This is a genomic window from Marivivens donghaensis, assembly GCF_011806565.1.
GTDB lineage: Bacteria > Pseudomonadota > Alphaproteobacteria > Rhodobacterales > Rhodobacteraceae > Marivivens > Marivivens donghaensis_A.
The window spans coordinates 1-2,060 of record NZ_JAATOP010000021.1 but is presented as its reverse complement, the minus strand read 5'-3'; the positions used below and the strand labels follow the sequence as shown (position 1 = coordinate 2,060).

Here is a 2,060-nt window from a genome sequence, read left to right as displayed (position 1 = left end):
AAAAAAGCACTTATCACGGGCGTTACCGGGCAGGACGGCTCTTATCTGGCCGAGTTCCTTTTGGAGAAGGGATACGAGGTTCACGGCATCAAGCGTCGTGCGTCCTCGTTCAACACGCAGCGGATCGACCACATTTACGAGGATCCGCACACCGACAATGCGAACTTCAAACTGCATTACGGCGACCTGACCGACACCTCGAACCTGACGCGTCTGCTGGGCGATATCCAGCCGGACGAGGTTTATAACCTTGGTGCGCAGAGCCACGTTGCGGTCTCGTTCGAAGCGCCGGAATACACCGCCGACGTAGACGCCACCGGCGCGCTGCGCATCCTCGAGGCGATCCGTTTCCTCGGGCTGGAGAAGAAGTCGCGCTTCTATCAGGCGTCGACTTCGGAACTGTTCGGCCTCGTGCAGGAAATCCCGCAGAAAGAGACCACGCCGTTCTACCCGCGCTCGCCCTACGCCGTCGCGAAGATGTACGCCTACTGGATCACGGTGAACTACCGCGAGAGCTATAACATGTATGCATGCAACGGCATTCTGTTCAACCACGAGTCCCCCCGCCGCGGCGAGACCTTCGTGACCCGCAAGATCACCCGCGGCATGGCGAATATCGCGCAGGGTCTCGAGCAGTGCCTCTACATGGGCAACATCGACAGCCTGCGCGACTGGGGCCACGCCAAGGACTACGTCCGGATGCAGTGGATGATGCTGCAACAGGACCAACCGGATGACTTCGTCATTGCGACCGGCGTCCAATATTCGGTCCGCGAGTTCATCACTTGGTCCGCGCGCGAATTGGGCATCGAGCTGGAGTTTTCGGGCACCGGCGTTGACGAAATCGCGACCGTCGCTTCGGTCACCGGCGACAACGCCCCCGAGGTCAAAGTCGGCGACGTGATCGTCCGCATCGACCCCCGCTACTTCCGCCCCGCCGAGGTGGACACCCTGCTGGGCGATCCGACCAAAGCCAAGGAAAAGCTGGGCTGGGTGCCGGAGATCACCGCGCAGGAAATGTGTGCAGAAATGGTCGCCGAAGACCTCAAAACCGCACGCCGCTATCGCCTGCTCAAAGAGCACGGCCTCGACCTGCCGGTCAGCGTCGAGAATGGTTGAGGATCAGCGATGACCAAATACTACGTTGCAGGACATCGCGGCATGGTAGGCGGGGCGATTTTGCGCCGCCTTCAGGCCCGCAAGGATGCCGGCGAAGCGATCGAGCTGGTGACGCGCACGCATAGCGAACTGGATCTGACGGATCAGGTTGCGGTGCGTGACTTTATGCAGACCGAAAAGCCCGATGTCGTCATTCTGGCGGCGGCGCGTGTTGGCGGCATTCATGCGAACAACACCTATCCGGCGGACTTCATCTACGACAACCTGATGATCGAATGTAACGTGATCCATCAGGCGTTTGCTGCGGGCGTGACGCGTCTGTTGCAGCTGGGGTCGTCGTGCATCTACCCGCGCGCTGTGCCGCAGCCGATGCGTGAAGACGCGCTGCTGACCGGCGTTCTGGAGCCGACGAACGAGCCTTACGCTGTGGCGAAGATCGCGGGCATCAAGCTGTGCGAGAGCTATAATCGCCAGCACGGCACCGACTACCGTTCGGTCATGCCGACGAACCTTTACGGGCCGGGCGATAACTTCCACCCGACCAACAGCCACGTGCTCCCCGCCCTGATCCGCCGCTTCCATGAGGCCGTCCAGAACGGTACCGAGGAGGTCGTGATCTGGGGTACGGGCAAGCCGATGCGCGAATTCCTGCACGTCGACGACATGGCCGAGGCGTCTCTGTTCGTGCTCGACCTCGACAAAGACACCTACGAGGCCAACACCGAGCCGATGCTGAGCCACATCAACGTCGGCACCGGCGTCGATATCTCGATCGGTGATCTGGCCGCGATGGTGGCCGAGGTCACTGGCTACAAGGGCAAGCTGTCCTTCGACACGTCAAAGCCCGACGGCACCATGCGCAAACTGATGGACGTCAGCCGCCTCGCCGATATGGGCTGGCGCGCCAGCGTCGATCTGCGCAACGGGCTGGAAGAGACCTA

Annotated in this window: 2 protein-coding genes; both read left to right on the top strand. The window is 61.3% G+C overall.

Annotated elements, in window-relative coordinates; translation table 11 throughout:
• On the top strand, window positions 1-1,119 hold a 1,119-nt coding region (gene gmd / locus HCZ30_RS16470; protein ID WP_167639399.1), incomplete at its 5' end, for a GDP-mannose 4,6-dehydratase.
• Window positions 1,120-1,128: 9 nt separating this feature from the next.
• The coding region (fcl, locus tag HCZ30_RS16465) for a GDP-L-fucose synthase (protein ID WP_167639398.1) at window positions 1,129-2,060 on the top strand (932 nt) is incomplete at its 3' end.